This window comes from Algoriphagus sp. NF, assembly GCF_028823735.1.
Taxonomy (GTDB): Bacteria; Bacteroidota; Bacteroidia; order Cytophagales; family Cyclobacteriaceae; genus Algoriphagus; species Algoriphagus marincola.
Genome location: NZ_JAPEIB010000010.1, coordinates 118,190 through 124,808, shown reverse-complemented (window position 1 = coordinate 124,808; position 6,619 = coordinate 118,190). Strand labels below are relative to the sequence as shown.

The 6,619-nt window shown below is 42.6% G+C and carries 7 protein-coding genes; all 7 read right to left on the bottom strand.

Features of this window, described 5'->3' with window-relative positions; all coding sequences use genetic code 11:
* Nucleotides 1–92 precede the first annotated feature (92 nt).
* The 7 genes from OU792_RS06830 to OU792_RS06800 all read right to left on the bottom strand — a co-directional run bounded on the left by OU792_RS06830 (nucleotide 93) and on the right by OU792_RS06800 (nucleotide 6,383).
* Nucleotides 93–494, bottom strand: a complete 402-nt coding sequence (locus OU792_RS06830; RefSeq protein WP_134199949.1) for a hypothetical protein — start codon at nucleotides 492–494, stop codon at nucleotides 93–95.
* Nucleotides 495–633: 139 nt separating this feature from the next.
* A complete protein-coding gene (locus OU792_RS06825) occupies nucleotides 634–1,230 on the bottom strand; it encodes a porin family protein (RefSeq protein ID WP_134199947.1) in 597 nt (198 codons plus the stop codon).
* 71 nt (nucleotides 1,231–1,301) lie between these two features.
* Nucleotides 1,302–2,246 carry an alpha/beta hydrolase gene (locus OU792_RS06820; protein WP_134199946.1) on the bottom strand — a complete coding sequence of 315 codons (945 nt, stop codon included), beginning with the start codon at nucleotides 2,244–2,246 and terminating at the stop codon, nucleotides 1,302–1,304.
* Nucleotides 2,247–2,408: 162 nt separating this feature from the next.
* Complete coding sequence (locus tag OU792_RS06815; protein ID WP_134199944.1) at nucleotides 2,409–3,716, bottom strand: APC family permease; 1,308 nt, start codon at nucleotides 3,714–3,716, stop codon at nucleotides 2,409–2,411.
* Between the two features lie 38 nt (nucleotides 3,717–3,754).
* Entirely contained in the window at nucleotides 3,755–4,327 is a 573-nt protein-coding gene (locus OU792_RS06810) for a glutamine amidotransferase-related protein (RefSeq protein WP_134199943.1), read from the bottom strand.
* A gap of 212 nt (nucleotides 4,328–4,539) precedes the next feature.
* Nucleotides 4,540–5,277: a porin family protein gene (locus tag OU792_RS06805; RefSeq protein WP_134199941.1), complete on the bottom strand. Its 738-nt coding sequence runs from the start codon at nucleotides 5,275–5,277 to the stop codon at nucleotides 4,540–4,542.
* A gap of 17 nt (nucleotides 5,278–5,294) precedes the next feature.
* Complete coding sequence (locus tag OU792_RS06800; protein ID WP_134199940.1) at nucleotides 5,295–6,383, bottom strand: hypothetical protein; 1,089 nt, start codon at nucleotides 6,381–6,383, stop codon at nucleotides 5,295–5,297.
* Nucleotides 6,384–6,619 lie beyond the last annotated feature (236 nt).

The window sequence follows — 6,619 nt, the reverse complement described above, 5'->3', positions numbered from 1 at the left end:
AACACAGAGATCAAGGGATGCCTGGGCTTCCCCAGACCTAAAAACTCATGAATTTCATGGATACTTTCAATATGAAGAATCTCTGATTTCATTTAAGAGGAGAAGTGGGCTTTAGAAACTTCAGAGTATATGAGGAACAGTGAACTGCCAACATAGAATATCAACTCAGTGATGTATGCCTTGAGACTCCATTGATCAGACATAAAATCAAAGGTCTCTATGGTACAAAGAACCGCCAAATTTGAAAATAGTAGAATCATGGCGTAAGGAGTCAAATTCCAATGCATCAAATAACAGACCAAGAATACACCGCCTGTCAGACTGATCAAAAGCCAGTGCACAAACTGAACACCACTTGGATAAGCGCTGTTTTGGAGCTTGATCAAGGGTTTGATTCCGGAGAAATATTCAAAAAAGCCCGCCAGTCCCCAAATCAGCATGATTACCGAATAGATGACCAATAGGACTAAATATATTTTTGATGCGATTCCCATGTTATTGCTGTTTTGTTTTTTAACAAAATTAGAACATGCCTAAACAAAACTTGTATCTGATTTGCAGAATGTTGTATTCTTTTTGACGGCGATTGAATCGCCTAGTCAGATGTGGCTTCCTAAATAAAAGACATATAAATTAAAAGATTCTGTAAGATAATCCCACATAAATCACACTGTTTTTCAAGTCGCGACCTTCCGCAATGTTCTTTAATCCTTGGCTGTACCTCAGACCGATTGTCCAGTCTTCCGCTAACTTGTAACCTAGACCCACATTGATGGAAAAATCAAAAGTCTCGAAGTTCTCAAGTTGAAGCTCCTCAGGGACTGATTTAGCAGTATTGATAGTCAGCAAGCCTAGCTGTGGACCTATTTCAGAATAAAACTTCCCTTCAATCCATTTCAGCATGACAGGAATATTGATGTAAGAAATTTTATACCTGCCACTTTCCTTGGAATCTTCCCCTTGCAGTGACCAAATCATTTCCGGCTGTAGCTTAAGCTCCTTGGAGAGTTTATACGAAGCATAAGCACCCAGTGAATAGCCCACTTTTCGATCACTCTCCGGAAGGGCATTCCTTCCCCAAAGTTCAGCAAAGTTGATCCCTGCCTTCAATCCATATTGAGCTTTATCCTCATCCGTAGTAACCATTTCCTGTGCGTAAGCCTGATAGGAAAGCAGGGTAAAACACAGGGCTATGAATGGCTTTAATGCTTTAGTCAAAAATCGATTCATAGGAAGGGTCCGGTAGACTTAAAATGTTTTAGACCAAAATACGAATTTGATTCAAAAGGGAGGAATAGGACTTATTTGGCAGCCAAAAACTCATTCACATCCAGCCAATGGATAAAGGCCTCAAACCAACGATTGCTAGTTCGGTTGGGATTACCCAAACCGAATCCGTGACCACCGTTTTGGTAAAGGTGAAATTCTACCGGAATGCCGGCTTTGTACCAGGAATCGATCACGCCAAACTGACCTCTGAATAGAAAGTCATCCGTGGCAATCACAGAAAACATAGGAGGAGCATCAGCCGGCACATCCACCGCACCCATGCCACCATAGATGGGACCGATAAAGGCCAATTTCATTGTTTTGGAATTTAACGTAGAGTGCATGGTCAGACCGGCACCCGCCGAAAAACCAATCATGCCTATTCGGTCGGTATCCACTCCCCATTCTTCTGCTCGATCAAGAATCATGGCATAGGCAGCTTCAGCGTCTTCGAGCTGATTGGATAGGTCCAGTTGCGGAGGTCTTGGAGGCGTGGCTTCGCTAGCCGCATCCGAGGAACTAGGTGGGGCTGGAGTTCTAGGTCGGTTCATCCAAGCACTGAAATCTTCCAGAGACTCTGGTGTTGGGTGAAGGCGATACTTCAATACGAAAGCAGCAATCCCCTGATCGGCGAGTGCCTGAGCTACTTCCCAGCCTTCATTTCCCATGGAAAGCCATCTGAAACCTCCTCCGGGGGCTACGATCACTGCAGCCCCATTGGCTTTTCCAGGTTCGGGTAAAAAAGGAGTAAGTGTTGCCGTGGTGATATTTCTGGCCATGGGGTCGCCCCATTGGCGAAACCAAGATTCGGAGGCAGGCTGATCAGCTACGCCGCCTGTTCCGAGGAGAATGGCATTTGGCTCTTCAGGGGCATCAAGTGGGTAGATGGTTCCGTCCTGGGCTAGCGTGATGTTAGTGAATAGGACTGATAAAGCTACAAGGGAGCTTTTGGCTAGGTTTTTAAGGGTTAAGGTCATGGTATAGGTTTGTATAAAGCAATTCTAATAAATCGATTTCCTAGGAATTATCCTAATGCTACAGATGCATCTTAGCCAGCTGATATATCAACACTTTTTGGCTAAATAGTATCAAGATTAAAAAGTGTTGAGATATGCCTCATCAATGACTTAGAACCCGGCTTAAACCCTCTGAGAATCATTCTTTTTTGAATAAAATATGGCGCCAATCCCAAGCACAATATAAATACTGATGATATAAACAAACTGCTCCTTGTTTTCTGTGTATTCAAAGTATACAATCAGTAAGCCGGCTAAAAGCAATCCAAAGAATGCGACACTAGTCAACATTAGCGATGAATGGGTTTCTTGCCTTTTCCTAAAGTTAGTATAAGCCATCAACAGCGAGACAATAATGAAGGTGATGCTTCCGAATTCCAAAATAACCTGTAAGCCCCCTGTTGCCAATAATACAAAGGCAAAAATACTCATGGTGATAATCGCATTGTGAGGGATGTAGGTCTTTATCTTTTTCCCCAAGGGGCTTGGAAAGTATCCGTCTTTTGCGACCACAGCCATCAATCGAGAGGCGCCAAAGAGAGTTCCGCTGATGGCACTTGAGGTAGCGAGCAGGGCCCCGAATATGACAATGAATTGTCCAAAATTCCCCAAATAGGTTTTTGCTCCCGCTGCCAAAGCGTACTCCTTATCTGCAATGATAATTTCTTTGGGTATGGTAGCAAGGGCGGCAATGGATAAAATCAGATAAAGAAAGGTGGCGATACCAATGGAGGAATAGATGGCTTTTGGAATGTTTTTTTGGGGATTGGCCATCTCATTATAGGCATGAATGACCAGTTGGAATCCCTCATATGCCACAAAAGTGATCGAGGAGACAATCAGAATTTGGGTTAGGCTGCTTTGACTTTCGAAGACGGGAAGGAGATTTTGAATGTCTCCTTTTCCTGCTAACATTCCTGAGATAAAGAGCAAAATGACAATCTTCGAATAGACCATCAAGTCTTCCAGTTTTCCCATTCCCTTCACACTTACCAAATTGATCACTGCGAAAATGGTAATAATCAGTCCGGAGATTATTTTTTGCCAGATCGGATGATTGAGGGCTTCAATTTGACTGCAGAAATAGGAAGCGAAGGTAAAAGCATATAAGGCCAGGGTACTGATGTATCCAAATACAATCAACCAGCCGATGATGGATGAGGTAGTCTTGCTTTGGGGAAAGGCTTTTTTGAAAAATGAATAGGTGGCTCCTTCGTCTTGGTAAAGCAGGGCCAATTTCACATAGGAATAGGCTGCAAAAAGAGCCAAAACACCTCCAATAAGTATTGCTACCGGTGTGGCATTTCCAATATTTTCGGTAGCGATCCCCAAAATGGAAAATATTCCTCCGCCTACCATTCCTCCCAGAGCGATCGCGATCAGTTCTCCCAAGCCGAGGGCCTTCTTTCTTTTTCGAGTGAGTTTTACCATTTTTTAATTTATATGCCTGCTAAAGTTTATTTATTCCTTTAAATCATCGATAGAAAGTTATTCAAAATAATATGCCCATCATTTCCATCCTGAAGCTCTTCCGGGTGAAACTGAGAGGCGTATATCAATCGATCTTTATGTTTCATCACTTCAATACCGTCTTCCGAAACAGCGAGTGATTTCAACTCCTCCCCCAGGTGCTCAATCGCGATATGATGATATTCAAAAACACGCAATTCCAGGTTTTTTATTCCTTGAAAAATCGGATCATCCAACAAAATTCGAACGCTTTTAACGCCCTCTCGATAAAATTCAAAAACTTGAAATACCGAATCGAAGGCTTTTCCAATAACCTGAAATCCTTCACATATACCAAAAATTGGCACTTTTGATTCGCGTACGATTTTTATTTCATTTTGGTAGAGCGCTGCATTGTCCGCTACTTCTCCAAGTGTGCCTCCCCCAGACAAAATCACAGAATCAAAGCCTTCAATATCGCCGAGTTCCACGGTTTGAAAATCTTTAATTTCCACTTGATATTGGCTTAAGCTTTTCATTAAATCATCAATAAAATGAGTCCCATTATTAATGATCAGAATTCTTTTTTGCATGCTTCTAATGCTTGGGTCTGTTAGTATTCTATGCAAGATTTATTTTTGGATCTTGCAAATTGCTTAACACTCAATTTACCTAAGTGAACAGGAATTACAAATTCCATAAAATAAAGAAGCGATTTTTTCTCGATAGCTATCGTGGACTCCGCCTAGTCCAAAAAATTGCTCACCGGGAAGAGGGCTGGGTTTGGAATGACTAGGCAGGTGGATTACTTCGACTCCTTGTACCCGGCTCCTATAGGAATTCTTACAAAAAGATATAGGTTTGAATTCTTCGAAGTGTAATTGTATGGCGCCTCTGAACTTGTTTTCATGATATTCATGAGGCCCTGATAATACGTTACTCCAAGATTCACACCGCCCTTTCGTAGCTTATATCCTAAACCTCCCGAAAGCCCCGCATCGATTCCTTTGATATGATCTCTGATATCCAGTTCAAAACTCGCATCCTCCGAATTTATAAAGCTGCTTAAGAAATAGTCTTGGGCCCGATTCCGTAATCCGACTTGGCCTCCTACTTGGAAAAAGAACTGTTTTTCAGCGCCAAAATGATATTTGAGGTGGATGGGAACATAGAAGTATCCGATCTTTCTTTCGATGGTCCCTCGGGAAAAGATTGCATCGAGTTCGGGATCATTCAGGGAATAGAAATCGATATTTTGAGCACCCGTATGCGATTTAATTCTTACGCCTGTATTCAACCACAAATCGTTCTTTAGACGGATATCAAAATAAAAGCCCAAATGAAAATTGCCATATCCTTTTGCCTCCGAGATTCCACTGAGATTAGAGCGATTGAAGCCCCCTTCCAATCCAAATTCCAGATTGGGAGAATTGAGCTTTTCTCCGAAAAGCAAGGAAATCAGCACTTGTCCCTTTGCTGTCTGGACAGAGCCCAAAAAGAAAAATAGCAATATGTAGAGGGTTTTATAAAAGGGATGTCTCATGATTTGAATATTGAAGATTAGTTAGAAAACCAGTTTTTCCCTTTTATCCCAAAGCGATAATTCAAGGAAAATAGACCGGCAGTTCGGTCTCCAAGAATCTGTGCCTCGGTTCGGATTTGCCAGCGGTAATTTATCTGCCACTGAGCGCCTATCAACATGTTCCAGGGATTATTGATGCTCTTGTTGAAGGAGTATTGGATATAGCTATCCTCGAGGCTTTCTCCCAAATTGTCCAATCCTTCTCCTAGGCGATTATAGATGAGGGCATATTTGAGTTTATCCGCAGGGCTCAATCCATCAAACCAGGTATCCAGATTCCCTTTCAATTCATCGATTTTTGCCGGTGCATTGGGAGCTAGTTCCAGCGTCGGGATGTTTCCACTTGTCTCCCCATTAAATGAGGAGTACATGGATCCACCCCAAACAGTGATATTCATCTCCGGCTTTTTGGGAAAGCGAAATATCGGTCCAGTCCGCAATCCGAAAATGGTGATTTTGGCAGGGTCGTCCAGTCTGGGGTTGTAATTGAAGGATTGATTCATGTCCAGTGATACAAATAATCGCCCGATAGCTCCGGCAGTCATCAAACCGTATCCCACATAAGTTCCGCTGACCTGAGTGGTCACGTCTAAGGGAATAGGCTCTAATAGATTCACATTGATATCTGCTTTTTTGGTTTGGCCCACGATGCCATAGACATTCAGGAAGGGTAATATCCAGGCATCCAAGCGAAGATTGTGTGTGCTGGTCTGCGCATTGATATCCTCAAATCTGATTACCTCGCTGAGGTCGATCATATTCGGTGGGTTTGGATCTGAAAATCTTCCAAAACCCAAAGACATTTCAGAGAGAGAAAGGGCCTGCGTTCCGACCAAGTTGTTGATCATGATACCCATCGGAAAAGGGAGCTTCACCTTTGCTCCATGGGCTTTTTGACCCATGATGGGTAAAATGTAAGGATAGGGCTGGCTGAAAAAGATAGAGTCCTTTTCGCTGAGCGGGCCTTGGACTTTTTGACCTAGACTGTAGTGGGCCTGTCCAAAAACAATTGCAAAAAGGAATAGGATTTTCAGGCAATGGGCGGGATGAAAATGCAAGGCTTTCATAGTGGGGATGGGTTTCCTTACTCGATATTTTCGAGTACACTTATATCCCATTGAGCCAAAATGCAGGAAGGATCAATATCCTAAAACTGCTTTTATCTGAAGGTTCCGGATGCTCATTTCATTCCTCTGAATTTTTCAGTTTCGACTCGCTGGGTTTCTAACCCCAATTTAAGAATATGGCTTAAAACCCTTTGAACAACCCTGTCTAGTCGTGGAAGCGTTAAACTGTTTGGGTG